Raw genomic sequence first — 19,244 nt, 5'->3', positions numbered from 1 at the left:
AGCGGATCGTCGCCGCCTACCGGGAACCGAATAAGACACGGGGGAAGCAGATGATGCAGGCCGTGATCGGCTCGGTCACCAGCGGCGTTCCGGCTGCACTCATCGAGATCCGGCGGGTCGGCCGGACATTGAAGCAGCGTGCCGCTGACGTCCTCGCGTTCTTCGACCGCCCCGGCACCAGCAACGGGCCCACGGAGGCCATCAACGGTCGCCTCGAGCACCTCCGCGGCTCAGCTCTGGGATTTCGGAACCTCACAAACTACATTGTCCGCAGCCTGCTCGAATCAGGCGGCTTCAGACCCCGGCTACACCCTCAATTACGATGAGCCATTTAACGTTCCTTTTCGCTTGGTGATCCCTCGAGTGATGTCGTCGTCGACGCTGTCATGGGACCAAACTGATGTAATCCTAATCACCACCTCTCGACTGAGCGAGTAGCATGCTCACATGAGCAAAAAACTGTCCATCGAAGATCAGGTGCGCCACGTGTATGCGGCGCTCCAGCACTTACAGCACAACCGTTCCACCGTTGACATCGCTGAGGAGCTGGGGATTTCACGCTTTACGGTGGGCAGAATGGTCCAGCGCGCCAGAGAAGAGGGGCTTTTCGAAGTGCTCCCGCGGATGCACGATCCGATCGACCCGGGACTGTCGCGCGCATTAGCGACGCGTTTCGGGTTATCTTCTGCTCTCGCCGTGTTGGCGCCGGTATACGATTCAGAGCAAACGCGCGCCGTCGTGGCGTCCGTTACCGCCAAATTATTTATGGAACTCATCGAAGAGGACCACGTGGTTGGACTAGGTCCAGGACGAACAATCATCGAAATGTGTGGACAAATCCGTGAAATTCCCACCTGCGACGTCGTTCAACTGACCGGTGTGGCAACCACGGATGCGGGGGAGAGCCTGCGCGCGGTCATGACGCTGAGCAGTATCGCGCGTGGGAAAATGTATGCGCTTCACGCGCCGATGGTGGCAACCAACGCGGCTGCAGGCCGCGTCATTGCTGCACAGCCCGCTGTGAAGCAATCCCTGCACCGCATGGGGCAGCTGGACATGGCTGTGTTGACTATCGGAGGTTGGCCCGACAGTTCCTTGCTTGCGGATCAAGTTAGTCTGCTGGGCGAGCTTGAGGGATTGATGCGAGCCGGTGTGGTGGCAGAAGTGGGCACCACTTTACTCCGTGCTGATGGTAAGGAGTTGGTTGAATTTGAAGGCCGCATTACCGGAATCTCAACGAAACAGTTAAGGCAGATTCCTCAGAAAATAGTGATAGGAGGGGGGCCGGGGAAGGAGCGTGCGGTGGTAGCGGTGCTTAAGTCAGGACTCGCTGACGTACTTGTTACGGACGTCCGCACAGCACAGTTCGCCCTCGATCACGCCTAGCAGATTGGACCGGACCGGCACGTTAGTGACGGGGCGCCGCGCATGTGTCTTGTGTCAGTTCAGTGGCGGAGCCGCTGGACCGTTAGCTCGCCCGCGTCGTCTCCCGGAACTGCCGCAGCACGCCGTCGAGGGCATCAAGGTCCTCTTCACGGAATAGCTGCTCGGGACCGGCGGGCGCGAGGCTGTTGAAGGGTGACTCGTACAGCTGACCCACTTCCATCACGCCGTTCCGTGTGAGGTGCTGGACGATCATGTTCACGAAGTCGAGCTGTGCCGCCGTGAGGGTAGTACCGGCGATGAACTCGGCCATCGCTTCCTTCACGGCATCCGGCTCCAACCCGACCAGGGACCGGACAAAGTAGCCCAGACCTTCGGAGGCAGCACGGTCGAGATCCTCCCGGGAGCCGGCGCCGCTTTCAAGCAGTAGGCGCTCCAACTCCTGCAGGTCCAGCTCGGTGAGCGGCCGGTTCCGGCGGAGACGCTGGATGGTGGCGTGGTCCATCTTGTCCGCGAGGTAGACGCGCACCTTCTCGCTGTATCGCGCCATATCGACGGGCGCGACGACGTCGGGAAGCCCCACCTCACGGACCTCGCCGAGGACGTCCTCGAAGTCGGTGTAGACAACTTTCCGCCGTTTTTTCTCGATGAGGTGAACGAGCGATCGGAGCTTGCGGCGGATTTCCTCCAGCCACAACGGGGTGGCCGCCTCCCAATGGAGGGGACTCAGCACATCCTCGATGAAGCCCAGCTGGGCGGCAATCGCGGGGATGGTCGGCTGATCCTGCAGGGCAGAGGCGATCTCCATGATCTTCCGCTGCAGGGGGCCGAGCCTGCCTGGTTCCGTGAGGAGGACCAGCTGTGCGGTCAGCATGAGCTGGTCGAAACGCTTCGCTTCCTCCGTGTCGGGCGGCGCCGTTATCGTGGCGAGGTCGCTCAACTGGGATTCCAACACCTCGACATCGTGCGGATCGAGCCGACCCCAGTTTTCAAGGCGTGAAAAACGGTCCACGTGCTCAAGCCGTGGCCGTACCCGGAAGTTCTCCCGCGGGAGGTCTTTCACCACTCCGTGCAGAGACTTGCGGAGATTCGCCAGGTAGTCGCCGTCGTACTCGCCTGACTGGAGTGCCTGCAGTAACTGGACCCGCGTGATGAAGGTGCGCTGCGCCAACGGCTTCGCCAGCTGCCCATCAGAAAGTGCGAGCCTGGCGTTGAAGAACTCGGCGTTCCTGCAGAGGTCGAAGATCAGGAAGTCCTGCTTGTGCTGGTCCGGCCCGTACAGATCGGGGGAGAGGCGCGTTCCGCGGCCGACCATCTGCCAGAACTTTGTCTTGGACCGCACCAGCTTGAAGAAGACCAGGTTGACCACCTGAGGCACATCTATTCCGGTGTCCAGCATGTCCACGGAGATGGCGATGTCCGGTTTCCCCTCGGTCCGGCCGAAGGATTCGATCAGCGTAGAGGCGTAGTTCACGTCGTACGTGATGACCTGTGCCATCTCGCCTCTAGCTGCCGGATAGTTGGCGTTGAACCGCTGCTCGATGAAGCGGGCGTGGTCATTATTGCGGGCGAAGATGATGGTTTTACCGATCCGGTCGCCGCCGGCGACCCGGTGCCCGCGCTCCATCAGCACCTGCAGCGCCTTATCCACCGTGTCCTGGTTGAAGAGCCATTTATTGACGACGGCGCGGTCCACCTCGTCGGGGATCTCGCCGTCGTCGTCCCATTCCTGCGAGTCCCACTCGTCCTTTTCCTGCTCGCTCAGGTCCTCATAGCGGATGCCCTCATAGGGGAACTTGAGCGGCACCTCCATGATGCGCGGCGGGACCAGCCAGCCCTCTTCGATGGCGCGGTTCAGCTCGTAAGCAAAGGTCGGAACGTTGTCCTCGATGTTGAACAGGGCAAAGGTGTTGCGGTCGACGTCGTCGGTCGGGGTGGCCGTGAGCCCGATGAGGAACGAGTCGAAGTAGTCGAAGATCGCCTTGTACTTCTGGTAGACCGAGCGGTGGGCCTCGTCCACGATGATGAGGTCGTAGTGCCCGATGCCGTAGCGCTCGCGGTTGACCTTCCCGTCTCCCACCGTTTCGTCGATGAGGTTCATCATGGTGGGGTAGGTCGCCAGATGGATGCGGCTGTCAGCGACCTTGTCCCGGCCGAGGATTTCCGGGGCTGAGCCGGGCAGGTGGGTCTTGAACGCCTTCGCTGCCTGGTCCACCAGAGCAACCCGATCGGCGAGGAAGAGGACCCGCTTCACCCAGTTGGCCTTCATGAACAGGTCAGCCAGGGCAATGACCGTCCGCGTTTTCCCGGTTCCGGTGGCCATGACCACCAGCGCCCGCCGCTCGGCGTCCTTCTCGAAGGCCTGCGTGACCGCGCGGATGGCGGCGTGCTGGTAGTCGCGCTCGACGATCGCGTTGTCGATGATGGCTTCCGCAAGCGGCTTCCGTGTACTGCGACGGTCCACCATGAGCTGCAGCTGATCGCGGGTGTGGAAGCCCTGGATCTTCCGTTCGGAGTAGAAGGCGTCGTCCCAGATATAGGTCTGGTATCCGTTGGTGAAGTAGATGATGGGCCGCTGCCCGAAACGCCGTTCAAGGCAGTCAGCATAAAGCCGCGCCTGTTGCCGTCCGTTGTGCGGGTCCTTGCTGGTGCGCTTGGCTTCGACGACGGCGAGCGGCAGGCCGTTGGCGCCCCAGAGTACGTAGTCTGCGGCGCCCTTACCGGTGAGGGGACCTGCCGCGGTGGGCATGGTGTCAACCGCGAACTCCCGCACGTCCGGTGCGTTCACATCCCAGCCGGCCCACTGTAGCTGCGGGTCGATCAGGTCGGTTCTGGTGATGCCTTCGTTGTAGTCGTGGGGGTCCGGCTCGTGCCGGCGCTGCTGGGTGACGCGCTGGATCTGCTCCCGCAGGTCCTTCAGCTCGTCCTCGAGGCTCGCCTGCTGCTGGGCGGCTTCGGCGAGTTTTCGGTCGCGTTCCTCCAACTCCTTCGCGAGCGCCGCCACTTGCTCCGCGGTCTTGGGAACGACGACGACGGGACCCGGCTTCGGTGCGCCCGGTTTCGGCGGTGCGGGCATGGTGCGGTGCTGCGGGTTGAGCAGGGCGGCGGTGAACTGCAGCCCGGGTTGTGGCCGGTTTTCCTCCGTGCGCGAGTAGTGGTGAGCCAGCCAGAAGCAGGTCTGGAAGAGCTCGCGCAGGATGGTCTCGGAGATCTGGACGCTGACCGGAACGTTGGTGTGGACAGCCTTGTTGGAGATCTTCCGGACGGCGTGCATTTTGTCGAGGAGGCGCTCGCCCGCCAACCGCTTGAAGGTGGGCTCGTTGAGCATGCCGTTGATGTCGTCTTTGTACGGCTGGTTCAGCGACGTATCCGCGGTGAAGATCCACTGCAGCGTGAATTCGAGGGTGCGGCGACAGTAGAGGAGCGAGGTGCGCGGGTCAATGCGGGCGAAGCGTTCAGCGTTACGCGCCTCGGCGGCGATGTCCGGCCATTCGGCGTGTAGGAATGCGAAGTTGCTCTGTACCTGAGCTGCGTCCCCCATCAGTGCCCCTTTGCTGATTCCTTGTGCAGGATACCGGACCTAGTACTTGCCAGACATGGCTAGAGCCGACCGGAGCCGTTTGATGCCGTCCGCGAACTGCGGAGCGCCGGCGTCAATCAGCGCTTCTACAAGGTCTTTTGCGTCCGATTTCCCGGACCAGTAGGCAAGATTATCGAGCAGCGCACCCCTCACCGCATCCAGTCGGCGTTCCAAAATGAGGCAGAGCATTTCGTCGGAGTTGTAAATCTCAAAACCGAAAGCGTCCTTGAAGGGCGCGAAGTCGGACGTATTGTCCGTGACGAGGTAATCCGCGTACCCGTGATCGGCTGCGGCGAGCACGTGAGCGTCGAATTCGTCACCACCTTCGAGTAACTCCGGACCGACCACATACCCGCTGACCAAGGCATTCGGGAAAGCAGCTTCAAGATTCCGCCGCAGGCCGCCTATGCCTGAATCGTTCTTCCCAGGGGCCATCCGACGCAAGTTATACAGCCACTCCACAAGCACGTCTTCACTCCAACGCAGCTCGATGCCGTTGGCTCCTGAACGCTTGGAAATTAGCGCAAACCAGTCGCGGAGGGTTCTCGAGAAGAGCACGTTGGCGTCTAGGAAGATGAGTGTGGCCCCCGGTCGCATAGCAACCACCCTATGCGACCGGATGCCAGCAACACTCACTCCCGGTCTAGCGCCTCTTCCAGATCTCGGAAGGCATTGAACGCTGCACGCTCAGCGTCCGCGCGACGCTCAGCGAACTGCTCCAGGTCAGCACGAAGGAACCGATTGTGTGATCCCACTTTGTGCGACGGTATTTCTCCTGCTGCGACCATCTTGATCAGAGTGGGCCGGGAGATCCCTAGCATCTGAGCGGCTTCAACACTGGTCAAGGCCTTGGAACGGTGCGTCAATCCGATTTCCCGACCAGACGCTGCAAGTCTGAGAACCGTCTGAAGCAGGTCGTTCAGGTTCTCCGGGAGGGTGACGACTTCGCCGGAGGTGGACTCGATTCGGATTCGCAGGTCTTTCGGATCCACTTCCGTGAAGTGGCGGGAGACTTCGGTTGCCTCTTCGCTTTGCTTGGGGCTGACGTTGATCGTCGACATGTCTCGCGTATCGGTGAGTGCGCTCATGACAACTCCCTTTCATTCACTACCCATAATGAGTGCTAAGTGAAATAAGTGCAAGGCGGATCGATCGAGCCTACATCGATTTAGCTGAAGCTATTCGAAGTAGTCCTCATCGAGGTCCACGACATCGTAGGTCTGCTTCACTTGAACGCCGACTCTGTACTTGATCATGAGGTTTACCAAGCGGACGCTGTCGATCAGGATCACGCGGGACGGGATGCCCGCGGCATAGGTGCGCGCGTGGTCAGTGAAGCTGCTCGTTGTGATGAAGACACCACGCGATGCGCCTGCACCATGCAACGCGCCGACGAATGCTTGGATGGTCTCCCGGCCAACGTTGCTTCCTTCCTTGTACCGCTTGGCCTGGATGTAGATCTGGTCAAGCCCGAGTGCGTCCTGGTCGATGACGCCGTCAACACCGCCATCCCCTGTTCCGCCGATCCGCTTGCCGCGCTGTTCGGCGCCGCCGTAGCCCATCTTGAGTAGCAACTCCACGACGGTCTGTTCAAAGAGAGATGGATCCATCGCCCGGAGGCGTTGAAGCAGCTCGGCGCCTACCTCAGCCTGGACCCGGTCGATTCCGTCCTCCACCTGCTGGATGGGATCCCGCTCTTCGTCATTTCTTTTCGATTGAACCTCCACGGAAGTCTTCGTTAGGCCGGCGCGAAGAGGCTGATATTCCGCATAGGCGGGCAGAACCTCTAGATGTGACCTGTCCAACCCGTCCGGGTGCTCCGCTAGAAGCTTCAACCCTGTCTCTGTGATCGTGCTCAAGCCTCGCGCCGGTCTGACAATTGCCTGAGCTCTTGTCAGATCCGAGATAGCCCAGCTGATGCGATTTTCTGCACTCGGGTCACCGCCCTTAAGCATGATTGACCGCTGTTCCTGCGTCATGCCGGCTTCATCAAGGGTGGCGGCGATCAAGTCACGACGAGACCAGACCTTCCCGTTCTGCAGGACCCGCAACACCGGGATCATAAAGTCCTGCCACCGGGGCAGCGGGACGGCACTTTCGTCACTCATAGTTCTCCTTTGAACGCACGGTGTTGGAGGGAAGCGAAGAGGGTGTCGAGCTCGGTGAGTTGAGCGCGGTGGTGCTCCTTCAATCGTTCGACGGCGGCGACTCGCCTCGCATACTCCCCTTGGCAGTTCAGTGGAGGGACCACCACTTCGATTGCCTTGAGCTTCGAGACGTTAATCCCAGCCATGATTGCACCACCACTTATCAGCGCTACTTGGTGTGCGACATCGCGGCTTGAGTGCAACTGGTCTGAGATGAATTTGCTATTCGCCCGTTGCTTGTCGAGTCGCAGGCGAAGTAGATCGGAATGCATAATCCCTCGGGGGAAGGTGTCCGGGTAAACAGCGCAGTTTCCGACGGTACCCTTGCGGGTCATCACTATGTCTCCCGGGAGGATTGAGTAGGACGTCAGCCGGTTGGCAGTCGCCTCATCCAAGAATTCCAGAGTCGGCAAGTCGAAGTGTCGGTTGACGTTCTTGATGCCCCACAGCGGAACGCCACTGGAACGGAATTCACGTTTGTTGAGCTGCGTTCCGAAGGGTCCGCACCGGATGTCATCAGTGGCGCGGCACAGTTCTACCAAAGGCTTGCGTTCATACCCCATTGGGTTGACCGCCGGATCACCGAACATGATGTGGAAGATCGAATGTGTGAGGGTGTCGAGGTGGGCGAGGGCCTCGCGGCGTTTGGCTCGGAGCTCATCGGCCTTGTCCAGGATCGCCGCGATGCGCCGCTGCTCGTTAAGGGGCGGAAGGGGAACTTTGATCTTGGCCACGTGGGCCGGTCTTGCTCGAAGCAGCGAGCCACCGACTCCCGCAACCGTCTGCATAAATTGACTGTTGAAAGCGTCGCTGACTAGCAACTGTCGAAAGTAGGGGCCGAAAATTTGCTCGTTCCTGAAGACTATCCACTCACCCGATGCAATCTGGCGGTGCGAGGTCCTAGGAGGAACAACCCATGCCCTTCTAATGTGGGGAACGATCTTCGAAAGCAACACATCACCGGATTGAACTACCTGCTTTGTGGAGCCGATCGATTCTCCCGCGACAACGTCAGGCAAGCCGCGATCGTGTGCAGGAATGCTTAGCAGCTCGAATGTTTCGTTGGGGTGCTTTCTCGGGTCGACCGAGCCGCCGCGAGAGATCATGAGAGCCGAAAGTTCTACAAGGCGCGGATTCACTTGAGCAGTTCCTTCAGCTCCGCCATACCGTCAACGATTTCCTTCTCGAGCAACTCCAACTCCGCGATGATCTCGTCTGGCGCCTTGTGCTCCACCTCGTCGTACTCGACCTCCTTGTACCTATTCAGCGAAAGGTCGTAGCCGTTCTCGGCGATTTCCGACTTGGGGACAAGGAAGGACTGGTCGGTTCGCGCCCGCTCGGCCTCCGTCGTCGTGCGCTGGTTCCAGCGTTCCAACACATCTGGCAGGTCGGAGGAGCCGAGCGGTGTGCGCTTGTCGTCGAGGCTGAAGCCGTCGGACTTCACGTCGTAGAACCAGACGTTGTCGGTGCCGCCGGAGTTGGTCTTGGTGAAGAAGAGGATGGCGGTGGAGACCCCGGCGTAGGGCTTGAAGACGCCGGATGGGAGTTTCACGACGGCGTCGAGCTTGTGCTGCTCGACCAGCATTTTGCGCAGGTCCTTGTGTGCCTTGGAAGAACCGAACAGGACGCCGTCGGGCACGATCACCGCCGCGCGGCCGCCGGGCTTGAGCAGGCGGATGAACAGCGCGAGGAAGAGCAGCTCGGTTTTCTTGGTCTTGACCAGGGTGAGAAGGTCCTTCGCGACGTTCTCGTAGTCGAGGCTGCCGGCAAAGGGCGGATTCGCGAGAATCAGGTTGTACTTTTCCTCTTCCGCAGAGTGCAGATCGGCCAGCGAATCGCGGTAGGTGATCACCGGGTTCTCAACGCCGTGCAGCAGCATGTTCATGGACCCGATGCGGAGCATGGTGTTGTCGAAGTCGTACCCGTGGAACTGCTCGTGGTGGTAGAAGTCGAGCTGCCTCTGGTCGGTCAGCATGTCAGGGGAATCCCACAGGTGCTCGGCTGCCCGGACCAGGAATCCGCACGTGCCCGACGCCGGGTCGCAGATGGTTTCCATGGGCCGCGGATCCGTCATCCGAACCATGAGGTCGATGATGTGACGCGGTGTGCGGAACTGCCCGTTGGTGCCGGCGGAGGCGATTTTGGACAACATGTACTCGTACAGATCGCCCTTGGTGTCGCGGCCGGTCATGTCGATGCCATCGATGATGTCGATGACCCGCTCAAGGACGCCCGGGTTCGGGATGGTGAAGCGGGCATCCTTCATGTGGTGGCTGTAGGTCGAGTCTTCCCCGTTGGCCTGCGTGGTCAGTTCCTCGCGCAGAAAGGGGAAGATGTGCTCGGCGAAGAGGGTGTATTTCTCGTCCCGGGAGAAGCCCTTGAATCTGCTCCAGCGCAGGTCACCGTAGCTGCGTCCGCGGGGATCGGTGCCGTCAGGGAAAATCGGGTTGGTGACCGGTTTTCCCGTGCGATTGGCGCGGTTCTCGGCCAGCGTCTGCGCGTCGTCCAGCCGCTTGAGGAACAACAGGTATGTGATCTGTTCAATCACCTCGAGCGGGTTCGAGATTCCGCCCGTCCAGAAGGTGTCCCACACTTTGTCTACCTGCGCGCGTACCGTCCCGTTGATCACGCATTCCAGCCTAAGGCGTTTGCAGTCGAGAAACTCCCCACCCAGGGATCACAGTGCCGCGCCTTCCCGCTTGCCGTGCGAAGGCGCCCGCACTGGGCCGCGGAAGCTGCTGTCCTAAAACCTGCCCGCCATCACCCGCGCCGAACCTGCGGCGGCGGGGTGACCCCGCAGGCGGCGTCCTCCAGGATCGGCGGTGCGCCCTGATTCGGGATGTCCGCCTCGCGGGGCCCGCCGGAGGCGATCCAGCGCCGCAGGGCAGCGAAACGTGTGCCATTTTCAAGGCCGGTGAACCATGCCAGGGGTCCGATCCGACCACTCCGTCCGTCCCGCCGCGCCACTGCTGCGACACCGGCGAGCTCGCACCGGCCGAGGCACCTGGATTCGATGAGGACACCGCCGGAGGTCTGGCGGATGGTGGCGCGGATCTGCTCGTCGTGGTCCTGGCCGCCTGAGAGCCTGCGAAGAGCGGCGCAACGATGGCCGGCACACCACACCAGGACGGGTCCATCCGGGTCTTTCCCGCTACGGGGTGGGGGCTTCCAGTCCATGAAGCGGCTCAGCCCTGACGCGCCTTCATTCGCGGGTTCTTCTTGTTGATGACAAACGTGCGGCCGCGCCGGCGGACCACCTGAGCGCCGGGAACCTTCTTCAGGGCGCGCAATGAGTTGCGTACTTTCATGTTTATCTCCTTGCCTTGCGAACAGGTCGAGCACCGATTCTACACAGTTTGAGAATGATTATCATTAGTTGTAGTCTTCTGGTGCCCATCCGGCACATACCTTCCCTCGCATCAAGGAACTCCTATGCCACTACGCCCTTCCCTGCTCTCAGTGACCACTACGGTGGCTCTCTCCGCCCTCCTGCTGACGGGCTGCGCAAGTAGTCAGAATCCAGCCGGGACAACCGACGCGCAGACAGGGGACGGTGTCCTCGACGTCATCGGACCGCTTGAAGTCCACAGCCTGGACCCCACCACGGCCGAGGGTATCTTCACCCGTCTTCAGGTTGCCGAGACGCTGGTCGACGCGGACGGAACAGGCGCTTTGCGCCCCGGCCTGGCCGCCGAATGGGCTGCTTCCGGAGACGGACTGCAGTGGACCTTCACATTGCGGAATGGAGCGCAGTTCCACGACGGCACGCCGGTGGACGCAGAGTCCGTCGTGGCAGCACTGGAACTGGCACGCGCTTCCGAGGCGAACACCATCGCCGTCGCACCCATCACCGGGATCAGCGCGGAGGAAGGCTCCGTCCTCATCTCGCTCTCGGAGCCGTTCGCTCCGCTGCCCGCGGTCCTGGCCGCGACGAGCACGCAGATCCTCGCGCCCTCCTCTTACGCCGAGGACGGATCTGTTTCCGGGGTTGTCGGATCCGGTCCCTACCAGGTTGTCGAAGTTGCCCCTCCGTCCCGCATCGAACTGGAGGCCTTCGGAGGTTACGACGGCGAGCCGGCCCAGGCGCAGCAAGTGATCTACGAAAGTGTCGGCCGGGCGGAGAACCGCGCCCTCATGGGCGAGAGCGGGCAGGCCGACGTCGTCTTCGGCATGGATGCCACCAGCCTGCAGCGGGTGAAGGGGAAGCCGGGGCTGCAGGTGGAGTCGGCCCTGCTTCCCCGGACCATCGTGCTCAAACTGAACGCCGCGCACCCGGCCCTCTCCGATGAGCGGGTCCGGCAGGCCCTGTCGTTGGCGCTGGACCGCCCCGCGATGGCCACCGCCGTCCTGCGTGACCCGGACATCGCCGCGACGCAGATGTTCCCTCCGGCCCTTGAGATGTGGCACGACGACGGCCTTGACCCGCTGACGCACGATCCCGAGCGTGCCGCCACGCTGTTGGAGGACGCCGGGTGGACGCTCGGCCAGGACGGTGTGCGGGAGAAGGGCGGCGAGCCGTTGACCGTGGAGCTGCTCACGTTCCCCGACCGGCCGGAACTTCCCACCATGGCGGCAGCCATCCAGGCCGCGCTCGGAGAAATCGGCGTCACGGTCGAGGTGCGTGTGGACAATTCCAGCGAAATCCCGGCGGGCCACGCCAGCGGTGCCCTGGAGATGGCGCTCTTCACCCGCAACTTTGCCCTGGTGCCTGATCCGATTGTCACGCTGCTGAAGGACTACCCCGCTGACGGCGGCGATTGGGGTGCCATGAATTGGAGCGACCCGGACATGACCGCTGCCCTCGACCGGCTCACCACCGAGGCAGAGTACGACGGCGCAGCCGCGGACACTGCCCGCACCCGGATCGCGGGCACCCTCCAGGAACAGCTCCCCGTCATCCCCGTGTCCTGGTACCGCCAGAGCGTCATTGTGAACGACGCCGTCGAAGGCTTTGTTCTCGACCCGCTTGAGCGCAACTGGAACCTCGCCGCCATTTCCTTCAAGGAGTAGCCATGACCATCCTGTCCACACCCTCGCCTCCCCCCTCCCATCCGGCGGAGACCCGCAGGGATCACTCCCTGACGCGCGCCGCCGGGAAGGTCCTTGCCCGGCGTGCAGCGCAGGCCGTCGGCGTCACGCTCGCCGTCACCATCACCTGCTTCGTCATCGTCCAGAATCTGCCCGGAGACATTGCATTCCGGATCGCTGCGGGACGCTACGGGTACGACAAGGTCGACGCGTCCACCGCCGCGGAAGTACGCGCCGACGTCAACCTCGATGCTCCGGCCTGGCAGCAGCTGGGCGGTTGGATCCTGGATGCCCTGCGGCTGGACTTCGGCACGTCCCTGGTGACCGGCGCATCCGTGACGGATGAACTGGCCCTCCACCTGACAGCTACATTGCAGCTCGCAGCGGTGGCGCTGGTCCTCTCGGTGGCCGGAGGGCTACTCCTCGGCCTGCTGGCAGCCCAGAACCGGGGCGGCGCCGTCGACCGCCTCACCGATGCCTGGGTCTCACTGGTCCGGGCGCTGCCCCCGTTCATCCTGGGGCTGGTCCTCATCATTGTGTTCTCCGTCCAGCTTGGCTGGGTGCCGGCCGCCGGGCACGGTGAGCGCGGCAATATTGTGCTTCCGGCCATCACCCTGGCTGTCGGCCTATCGGGACTGTTTGCGCGGGTCACCCGGGACGCCGTCGCGCAGGTCCTGGAATCCGGGCACGTGCACTTCGCGCGCACCAAGGGCCTGGCCAGGCACGTGGTCCTGGCCCGCCACGTGATCCGGAACGCCGGGGTCACCCTGGTCTCCTACATCGGTGTCCAGGTCCTGATTCTGGTCGAGGGCGTTGTGGTGGTGGAGAGCCTCTTCGCGTGGCCCGGTCTCGGGCACGCACTGGTGCACGCCGTTTTCTGGCGTGACATTCCCGCCATGCAGGCGACGGTCCTCGCCCTGGCACTCATCGTCGTCGTTGTCTCGACTCTGGTTGACCTGGCCGTCCTGGCCCTCGATCCGCGTACCAGGGAGGCTCAGTGAACATCACGCAGCAGGCAAACGGGAAAGCACCGGACATGCCCGCGCCCTCCAGCCCAACCACACTGTGGGGCATGTCCGGCCCGGTCCGGCGGCGGCTGTCCTGGACGCGCGCGGCGTCCGCCGGGTTGCTCGCGGTGCTGGTGCTTTTCGCCCTGATCGGCCCACTTGTGTGGCGGCAGTACGCGGGCCAGGACCTGAGCCAGTTCCTCCGGCCGCCGTCGTTCGCCGAGCCTTTCGGCAACGACCACCTGGGGCGCAGCGTCATTGCGCGCCTCGCCCACGCCACCCGCTTGTCCCTTGGCCTCGCTCTACTGTGCGTCACCACGGCGGGTATTGCCGGCGTCGCTCTCGGTCTTCTCGCTGCCTGGCGGCGCGGGTGGGTGGACCAGCTGCTGCTCGGAATCTCCGAAATCTTCCTTGCACTGCCGGCACTGCTCATTGTGCTGATTTTCGCCGCGCTCGCTTCGGGTGAGATGTGGACCATCTACCTCGGGATTGCACTGGCGCAGTGGGTGGAATATTTCCGGGTGGTGCGGGCCCGTTCGCTGAGCGTCTTCGCCAGCCCTGCCGTGGAGGCCGCGAACCTGCTGCGGCTGGGGCCCGTCCACGTGCTGCGGCGCCACCTGTGCCCGGAGCTGGCGCCGGTCCTCCTCACCATGGCTTCCCTGGGCATGGCCACCGCGGTGCTTGCCATGTCCACCCTCAGCTACGTCGGGGTAGGGCTGAAGCCGCCCACCGCCGAGCTGGGACTGCTCATCACCGAATCACTGCCCTTCTACTACGAGGCGCCCTGGATGGTGGCTGCACCGATCGTGGTGCTCCTGCTTCTCCTTTCGGGACTGCTGGGGCTGCGCACACAGGAAGTCCGACGATGACCATTGAACTGCTCGATGTACGGGTCACACACCAGGGCCGCGCCCTGGTCGATGTGCCACAGCTTTCGCTCGAACCCGGCCGGGCGGTGACGCTCGTCGGCGAAAGCGGCAGCGGCAAATCGCTGCTGGCACATGCACTGATGGGCAGCCTGCCCAGCTCACTGCAGGTTCAGGGACTCGTTTCGTTCGGTGGGGAGCGTACCCCGCTCCAGGACGCCGCCGCGCGGCGCAAGCTGTGGGGGCACCAGCTCGCACTGCTGCCGCAGGAACCGGTGCTCGCGCTGGATCCCACCATGCGGGTTGACCGGCAGGTTGCAGAAGGCCATCCGGGTTTCCTCCGTGGGAGGCGCGGGAGGCTGGCGGCCCTGAAAGAGGCGGGCAACCGCCTCGCCGGGCTCGGTCTTCACGGTGTGCAGGGTGCCTACCCGCATACCCTTTCGGGAGGAATGGCGCAGCGTGTAGCGTTCGCCGCTGCGACCATCGGCGGGGCCGAGGTCCTTATCGCCGACGAACCCTCGAAGGGCCTGGACCCGGTAGCCAGGGACGCGCTCGCGCAACTGCTGTCCCGGCACGTGGAACAGGGCGGCTCGCTGCTGACCATCACACATGACCTGGACCTCGCGCGGGCCCTGGATGGCGAACTGCTGGTGATGCACCAGGCCGGCATCGTGGAACAGGGACCCGCCCGGCAGGTGCTTGCCGCTCCCACCCACCCGTGGACGCGGCGGTTGCTGGAGGCTGAACCGGGCCGCTGGGACCCGGCCTGGCGCAACCCGGCTCCGGAAACCGGCGCGGCGGTTCCGCTCATCGAGGCCAGGGGACTGGCCAAGGCCTTTGGGGGACGCACCCTCTTCTCCGACCTGGACGTAAGCATTTCCCCGGGGGAACGGCTTGCGCTCACCGGGCCCAGCGGATGCGGAAAGACCACCCTGGGCGGCATCCTGCTCAGGCTCGTTGATCCCGACGCCGGCGAGGTGAACCATCATGCTGAACTGGCCGGGGGCCGGTTGCAGAAGCTCTACCAGGACCCTGCCGTTGCATTCCCAGCGCGGGTTCCCATCAGCGCCGGCCTGCGGGACGTGGTTCGCCGTCACAATGTCAGCCCGGAGCGGGTTCCCCTGCTGATGGACCGGCTGCGTCTGGGCCACTCGCTACTCGACCGGCGGCCCGGGGAAGTTTCCGGCGGGGAACTGCAGCGCCTGGCGACCATCCGGGCCATGCTCCTGAACCCGCTGGTGGTCTTCGCCGACGAACCAACATCCCGACTGGACCTGCTCACTCAACAGGAAACAGTGAACTGCCTGATGGAACAGGTGGCCGAGCAGGATGCCGCACTGGTCCTGGTAACCCACGACGTCGGCCTCGCCGCCGCGGTGGCGGATCGTCACCTATCGCTGGAGGAAGCGGTGCCGGTGGCGTCAGGGAGGGACGCGATAGCGCCACAAGGTTCGCGGTGACGATCAGCGCAATGCCCACCACCTCAAGCAGGTTCAACCACTGCTGCAGGGCGAGCGCCCCGATCACAGCGGCGAACACCGGGTTGGAGCTCATGAGGATGCTGAAGAGATTCGCCGGAATGCGCCGCAGCGCCACCAGATCCGCAACGTAGGGAACCACGGAGGCGAGAACGCCGGCGGCCAGCGCATAGAGCAGGATGACAGCGCTCGGCCGCGTCTCCGCGATGATGAGGACGGCCACCGGGGCGAAGGCGAGGGCGGACAGCCCTGCGGCGACGGCTGTGCCTTCGATGCCGGGCACCCGCGCCCCAACTGTTCTGTTGAGCAGAATGTAGGCGGCCCAGGACGCTGCGGCGACCAGCGCGAATCCTATGCCGACATAGTCGGAGGTAGCTTCCGGCTGCGCGATCGCGACGACGCCGGCAGCAGCAAGTGCGCCGCTCACGGCACTCCATGGATTGCGCCGGGTAAGGATGAGCACTGCCAGGGGGCCAAGGAACTCCAGAGTCACGGCGAGCCCCAGGCCGATGCGCTCCACCGCCGAGTAAAGCCCAAGATTCATGGTCCCGAACGCGACGGACAGGAGAATGACCGGCCACCACTGTGCCCTCGTGAATCGCGAGACGCTTGGGCGGACCAGAGGCAGCAGCACGGCCGCTGCGACGAGCTGCCTCAGCGCGACAACACCTGCCGGGCCCAGAACCGGGAAGGCCAGCGAGCCGGTGGCGGCTCCGACCTGGTTCGACAGCGCGCTGCCCAGGAGGGTAGCGATTCCGGCGGCATTGCTCCTGCCTGCCTGGGTATTGATCATGGGGAAATCGTGGACCCGTGGCCGGTTCGGCTCACAATTCGTTCTCCGAACTATTGATGCATGATCTGCATCAATAGAATGCAGTCATGGATATCGACGTTCGGCAGCTGCGATCCTTCGTGGCGGTCGTCGAGGAAGGCAGCTTTACCGACGCGGCGATCGATCTCGGAGTCTCCCAGACGACAGTCACGCGGAACGTTGCCGCCCTGGAAGCAGCGCTGGGTGCCCGTCTTCTGCACAGGACCACACGGTGGGTCGAACTCACCGCCGCGGGTGAACGGGCACTCAGGCATGCCCGCCGGGTTCTTGATGCGCTCAGTGATCTCGCGAAGGAGGTCCGCACCGGCAGCCGCGTAGTGCGGATCGGCTATCCCTGGTCAGCGCTCGGTCAACACACGGCGGCGTTCCAGCACGGATGGCCCGCCGCTTTTCCGCACCTTACGCTGCAGCTGGTCAAAACAAACACGCCAACCGCCGGACTGCTTGAAGGAAAGACGGACCTGGGAATTTTGCGCCACCGGCCGGACACCAAAGCCCTGCATTACGAGGTCGTCGGTGAAGAGCCGAGATACTGCGCCATGGTCAGCACAGATCCGCTGGCCCACCGCAAAAGCGTGACCCTCGCGCAGACGGCAACGCTTCCGGTCGCGGTGGATCTGCGCACCGGCAGCACCCGGTTGTCCTTATGGCCGGAAGGCGCGCGCCCCGAAATAATCCAGACGGACGACGTCGACGACTGGCTTACCGCCATTGGCTCCGGAAGTGCACGGGGAGTGACCGCGGCGTCGACGACGCACCAGTACCGCCGCCCCGGAATCGTCTACCGGCGTATCCGGGACGCGCCGCCGGTGGTCGTGTACGCCGCCTGGATTGCGTCCGATCCGCCCGCGGACTGCTCCACCATCACAGCCCTGATAGCAGGTTTGTACGGGTACCGGTCCGGGAGGGATTAGGTCCGGATCCTGCCGCTGATCGCGCGCGATCGACCGGCGCCGAAGCGTGCCCAGTAACCATTGTGCTGCCCCTGCTGCAGTGCTTCACTTAACGTATGCCGCCGCTTGTAGCGGTGACGGAGTGGAGCGCCTGCCATGGAAACGCGCCGGTCGTCCAGTACTTCTGAAGCACTTCGACGAAGATCCGCGATTGTCGCCGCGCTCCTGCTCGCTTTCACCTTCCTGATTGCCGGCGCAGAGTCGGCAGCGGCCGCCGTCACCGTTTCACGCGCAGAACTGAGCGGATCCAACCTGCGCATCGAGGGCACCGCGCTCGCCGGCCGGGACATCACGGTGGACGGCGTGGTGATGGGCAGAAGCGATTCCGGCGGAAAGTTCCGCGTCGAGCGCAGTAACTACACACCGCCCTCAGACTGCACCGTTGACGTCAACGACGGCTCCGCCACTCCGCGCACGGCCACCCTCTCGGGATGTACGGTCACGTCCCAGCCGCCAGCCAGCTCGCTCGCCATCGACGACCGGCCGCTCCCCAGCGGCAACGTCGGCACCGACTACAACAACTTCGTCACCGGCAGCGGCGGCGAAGGTTCCATCCGATGGTCGATTGCCGCCGGCGCACTCCCGGCAGGTCTGTCGCTGAGTGACTTCGCGCCGTCGTCCGGCCTGATCTCCGGACGCCCCACCACCATCCAGACCTCAACGTTCACCGTCCGCGCCACCGATCAGGCAGGCAACAGCGCCACCCGTCAGTTCACCATCACCATCAACGCAGCCCGGCCACTGGTCATCACGAGCTCCAGCACGCTTCCCGCCGGAACCGTTGGTGCTGCGTACGCCGTCGGTGTTTTTGCGGACGGTGGCACCACACCCTATTCATGGACCCGGACCGCAGGCACGCTCCCTCCCGGCCTGGCGCTGCAGGCTTCACCCGGCCGTATCCAGGGCACACCGACGACGGCGGGGACTTTCACTTTCACCCTCAGGGTCACTGACTCGGCAGGTCAATCCGCGACCGGTACCTTCAGTATCACCATCAACCCGCCGGAGCAACCGCCGCAGCTGCCGGCAAGCCCGACGCTCGCCAGCCCCGCCGAAGGGGCCTCGGTTACCACCCCGTTCACCATTTCCTGGAACGCGGTGGCGGACCCGCAGGGGATCACGGCCTATAACTGGCAGGTCAGCGCGTCGTCGGGCTTTACGAGCACCGCGGCGGTGGGTACTACTGCCGGTGACATGACCCAGGCGACCGTGAGCAGCAACCTTGCCAACGGGACCTATTTCTGGCGGGTGCAGGCTGTCAATCCGGATGGTGCGGGCGCCTATTCGGCGGCCCGCAGCGTCACCGTCACCGGCACCACCAACTCGCCGGCTCTTTCCGGGGTATCAGTCAGCCCGGCGAACGTGACCGGCGGCAATTCCTCCACTGGCGCGGTGACAATCACCCTTCCCGCGCCGACCGGCGGTACAACGGTGACGCTGACCAACAGCGAGCCGACAGTGGCCAACGTCCCGCCGTCGGTCACTGTCCCCGCAGGCCAGACCACTGCGGCCTTCACGGTGACGACCCAGCCCGTCACGTCCAACTTCACCGTCGTCATCACGGCGACCCTCGGCGCCGAAAGCCGGTTCGCATTCCTGTCGGTGGCGCCCGCTGCGTCGCCGCCCGCAGCCGACACTGTATCCATTCAGCGGGCTGACTACACCGCCAGCAAGGGAACGCTCGGCGTCGAGGCCAGAAGCACCAACTCCTCCGCCACGCACTGAGGCAGGATGGATGCAGGTGGCAGGGAAGGGGTTCCTGACTTACCCGCTACGTGACGACCGGCACCAACGGTGCCGTGCCTGTCTAGGTGGAGAGCTGTCGGCTCATCTCCCCTGCCACCCACCTATGGCGACCGGGCCGGACGGGGTGTGACTTGATAGGAACGTGGCGAAACTAAAGGCTCTTCAGTGCTTTGTCCGCCCGGCCCGGTCATCCGTGCTCGCCGAAGTCTCCCATCGACAGGAAC

16 protein-coding genes and 1 pseudogene are annotated in these 19,244 nt (G+C 63.7%); 8 read left to right on the top strand and 9 right to left on the bottom strand.

Annotated elements, in window-relative coordinates:
• Both BLS52_RS16140 and BLS52_RS16135 read left to right on the top strand, forming a co-directional pair.
• On the top strand, positions 1-326 hold a 326-nt coding region (locus BLS52_RS16140), incomplete at its 5' end, for a transposase (protein ID WP_139186299.1).
• Between the two features lie 121 nt (positions 327-447).
• Entirely contained in the window at positions 448-1,386 is a 939-nt protein-coding gene (locus tag BLS52_RS16135; protein ID WP_090588082.1) for a sugar-binding transcriptional regulator, read from the top strand.
• 82 nt (positions 1,387-1,468) lie between these two features.
• Here the strand turns inward: BLS52_RS16135 and BLS52_RS16130 are convergent, their stop codons facing one another.
• The 8 genes from BLS52_RS16130 to ykgO all read right to left on the bottom strand — a co-directional run bounded on the left by BLS52_RS16130 (position 1,469) and on the right by ykgO (position 10,418).
• Positions 1,469-4,924, bottom strand: a complete 3,456-nt coding sequence (locus tag BLS52_RS16130; RefSeq protein ID WP_090588080.1) for a DEAD/DEAH box helicase family protein — start codon at positions 4,922-4,924, stop codon at positions 1,469-1,471.
• 39 nt (positions 4,925-4,963) lie between these two features.
• The gene (locus tag BLS52_RS16125) at positions 4,964-5,560 is read right to left on the bottom strand and encodes a PIN domain-containing protein (RefSeq protein WP_090588079.1); all 597 of its coding nucleotides are present in this window, start codon (positions 5,558-5,560) and stop codon (positions 4,964-4,966) included.
• A gap of 35 nt (positions 5,561-5,595) precedes the next feature.
• Entirely contained in the window at positions 5,596-6,051 is a 456-nt protein-coding gene (locus BLS52_RS16120) for a helix-turn-helix domain-containing protein (protein WP_090588077.1), read from the bottom strand.
• 90 nt (positions 6,052-6,141) lie between these two features.
• Complete coding sequence (locus BLS52_RS16115; protein WP_090588076.1) at positions 6,142-7,071, bottom strand: restriction endonuclease; 930 nt, start codon at positions 7,069-7,071, stop codon at positions 6,142-6,144.
• Positions 7,068-8,249 carry a restriction endonuclease subunit S gene (locus tag BLS52_RS16110; protein ID WP_217636782.1) on the bottom strand — a complete coding sequence of 394 codons (1,182 nt, stop codon included), beginning with the start codon at positions 8,247-8,249 and terminating at the stop codon, positions 7,068-7,070. The genes BLS52_RS16115 and BLS52_RS16110 overlap by 4 nt, the downstream gene beginning before the upstream one ends.
• Positions 8,246-9,739: a type I restriction-modification system subunit M gene (locus BLS52_RS16105; protein WP_090588074.1), complete on the bottom strand. Its 1,494-nt coding sequence runs from the start codon at positions 9,737-9,739 to the stop codon at positions 8,246-8,248. The genes BLS52_RS16110 and BLS52_RS16105 overlap by 4 nt, the downstream gene beginning before the upstream one ends.
• Before the next feature lie 131 nt (positions 9,740-9,870).
• Complete coding sequence (locus tag BLS52_RS16100; protein WP_139186298.1) at positions 9,871-10,287, bottom strand: hypothetical protein; 417 nt, start codon at positions 10,285-10,287, stop codon at positions 9,871-9,873.
• 8 nt (positions 10,288-10,295) lie between these two features.
• Positions 10,296-10,418 carry a type B 50S ribosomal protein L36 gene (gene ykgO, locus BLS52_RS16095; protein WP_026544400.1) on the bottom strand — a complete coding sequence of 41 codons (123 nt, stop codon included), beginning with the start codon at positions 10,416-10,418 and terminating at the stop codon, positions 10,296-10,298.
• 124 nt (positions 10,419-10,542) lie between these two features.
• Between ykgO and BLS52_RS16090 the strand changes: the two genes are divergently transcribed.
• The 4 genes and pseudogenes from BLS52_RS16090 to BLS52_RS16075 all read left to right on the top strand — a co-directional run.
• Positions 10,543-12,120 carry an ABC transporter substrate-binding protein gene (locus BLS52_RS16090; RefSeq protein WP_090588071.1) on the top strand — a complete coding sequence of 526 codons (1,578 nt, stop codon included), beginning with the start codon at positions 10,543-10,545 and terminating at the stop codon, positions 12,118-12,120.
• A gap of 2 nt (positions 12,121-12,122) precedes the next feature.
• The gene (locus BLS52_RS16085; RefSeq protein WP_090588069.1) at positions 12,123-13,139 is read left to right on the top strand and encodes an ABC transporter permease; all 1,017 of its coding nucleotides are present in this window, start codon (positions 12,123-12,125) and stop codon (positions 13,137-13,139) included.
• Positions 13,136-14,014 carry an ABC transporter permease gene (locus BLS52_RS16080; RefSeq protein WP_217636781.1) on the top strand — a complete coding sequence of 293 codons (879 nt, stop codon included), beginning with the start codon at positions 13,136-13,138 and terminating at the stop codon, positions 14,012-14,014. Before BLS52_RS16085 ends, BLS52_RS16080 begins: the two co-directional genes overlap by 4 nt.
• Positions 14,011-15,264: pseudogene (locus BLS52_RS16075) on the top strand (ABC transporter ATP-binding protein); the annotation flags it as partial. The gene BLS52_RS16080 and the pseudogene BLS52_RS16075, both read left to right, overlap by 4 nt.
• Positions 15,265-15,289: 25 nt before the next feature.
• Here BLS52_RS16075 and BLS52_RS18890 read toward each other — a convergent pair.
• Positions 15,290-16,282, bottom strand: a complete 993-nt coding sequence (locus BLS52_RS18890) for an EamA family transporter (RefSeq protein WP_245702905.1) — start codon at positions 16,280-16,282, stop codon at positions 15,290-15,292.
• A gap of 86 nt (positions 16,283-16,368) precedes the next feature.
• Here BLS52_RS18890 and BLS52_RS16065 point away from each other — a divergent pair, with 86 nt between their 5' ends.
• Together BLS52_RS16065 and BLS52_RS16060 are read left to right on the top strand one after the other, a co-directional pair.
• Positions 16,369-17,235, top strand: coding sequence for a LysR family transcriptional regulator (locus BLS52_RS16065; RefSeq protein WP_090588066.1), 867 nt, complete (start codon positions 16,369-16,371; stop codon positions 17,233-17,235).
• A 135-nt stretch (positions 17,236-17,370) separates the two neighbouring features.
• Positions 17,371-18,999, top strand: coding sequence for a putative Ig domain-containing protein (locus BLS52_RS16060; protein WP_090588064.1), 1,629 nt, complete (start codon positions 17,371-17,373; stop codon positions 18,997-18,999).
• Positions 19,000-19,244 lie beyond the last annotated feature (245 nt).

Origin of the sequence: Arthrobacter subterraneus (assembly GCF_900099735.1) — a bacterium.
Taxonomy (GTDB): Bacteria; Actinomycetota; Actinomycetes; order Actinomycetales; family Micrococcaceae; genus Arthrobacter_D; species Arthrobacter_D subterraneus.
This window is presented reverse-complemented; position numbering and strand designations above follow the sequence as displayed.

Coding starts and splice junctions, on each gene's coding strand:
- BLS52_RS16135 (WP_090588082.1), top strand. CDS start 448: ATGAGCAAAAAACTGTCCATCGAAGATCAGGTGCGCCACGTGTATGCG.
- BLS52_RS16130 (WP_090588080.1), bottom strand. CDS start 4,924: ATGGGGGACGCAGCTCAGGTACAGAGCAACTTCGCATTCCTACACGCC.
- BLS52_RS16125 (WP_090588079.1), bottom strand. CDS start 5,560: ATGCGACCGGGGGCCACACTCATCTTCCTAGACGCCAACGTGCTCTTC.
- BLS52_RS16120 (WP_090588077.1), bottom strand. CDS start 6,051: ATGAGCGCACTCACCGATACGCGAGACATGTCGACGATCAACGTCAGC.
- BLS52_RS16115 (WP_090588076.1), bottom strand. CDS start 7,071: ATGAGTGACGAAAGTGCCGTCCCGCTGCCCCGGTGGCAGGACTTTATG.
- BLS52_RS16100 (WP_139186298.1), bottom strand. CDS start 10,287: ATGGACTGGAAGCCCCCACCCCGTAGCGGGAAAGACCCGGATGGACCC.
- ykgO (WP_026544400.1), bottom strand. CDS start 10,418: ATGAAAGTACGCAACTCATTGCGCGCCCTGAAGAAGGTTCCCGGCGCT.
- BLS52_RS16090 (WP_090588071.1), top strand. CDS start 10,543: ATGCCACTACGCCCTTCCCTGCTCTCAGTGACCACTACGGTGGCTCTC.
- BLS52_RS16085 (WP_090588069.1), top strand. CDS start 12,123: ATGACCATCCTGTCCACACCCTCGCCTCCCCCCTCCCATCCGGCGGAG.
- BLS52_RS18890 (WP_245702905.1), bottom strand. CDS start 16,282: ATGATCAATACCCAGGCAGGCAGGAGCAATGCCGCCGGAATCGCTACC.
- BLS52_RS16065 (WP_090588066.1), top strand. CDS start 16,369: ATGGATATCGACGTTCGGCAGCTGCGATCCTTCGTGGCGGTCGTCGAG.
- BLS52_RS16060 (WP_090588064.1), top strand. CDS start 17,371: ATGGAAACGCGCCGGTCGTCCAGTACTTCTGAAGCACTTCGACGAAGA.